The organism is Vibrio sp. D173a (assembly GCF_030248475.1).
In genome coordinates, this window is record NZ_JAHGAH010001472.1 from 1 (window position 1) to 985 (window position 985).

1 pseudogene is annotated in these 985 nt (G+C 46.5%); it reads right to left on the bottom strand.

What is annotated here, in order from left to right:
• Positions 1–553 (bottom strand): annotated as a pseudogene (locus tag KIV40_RS34150) (AAA family ATPase); the annotation flags it as partial.
• Between the last annotated feature and the right edge of the window lie 432 nt (positions 554–985).

Consider the following 985-nt stretch of genomic DNA (forward strand, 5'->3'; position numbering starts at 1 on the left):
TACACTGCCCGGCGATGACTGAACATCGGCGACGTGCATAACCTGAATCGAGTCGATGACCATGATCTTCGGTTGCTCTTTCTCTGCCACCTGACAGATCTTATCGACATTAGTTTCCGACAACATTTTCAGGTGTTCTTTAGGCAACCCTAAGCGAGAAGCGCGCATCGCTACTTGTTGCAACGATTCCTCACCCGTCACATATAAAGTGGGAAGCTGCGAAGAGAGCAGACACATTGTCTGTAATAGCAGTGTCGACTTACCCGCACCTGGGTTACCACCAATAAGAATCGCCGCACCGGGATAGCTCTTTAAAGCCGCTACTGAATCTTGGTACTTCTTGTAGGTCGATCTCTGAAAGTGTTTGAACACTCGACTCGGTTGCGCTACCTGCGTAGCCGGTGAGTCTTTCATTACGTGCAACCTGAGGTGATGCAGCGAGCCTAACCTCTGTGATTGTGTTCCAAGCTCCGCATGCATTACATTGGCCCTGCCAGCGCGGGAAGTCTGCGCCACAGTCATTACATACATAAGCTCATTTTGCCTTAGCCATAAAACCTCAATAATTTACTTTGTTACACGATGATGTTGTCAAATTGTGATGTCGTTGACCGTACGGATTAAAATAATCGTTGCAGTCGTACCAGTTATACTTAAAGATCGATTTAAACTAGTCGATAACACAAGTGCACTATCCATTCTAACAATAAAAGTATGCAGCAATCTGAAATTCTATCTGTAGCAGAGCGACTCATCCCAGCCTATCACGCTGAGGATTTTGATTTCCTTCTATCCCAAATGACAGAGGGCGAATCCCCGTCTCTGAAATTGCTCGTTAAAATGGAACTGAATCGTATCATGGCTGAACACCCGCTTGTTCGATGTGCTCCATGATACCGCCGATAACCACACGCTCACCGTCACAGATAGCATCGATATCGACTTCAACTGCGTCGTCTAGGAAGCTATCTAGTAGAACTGGAGA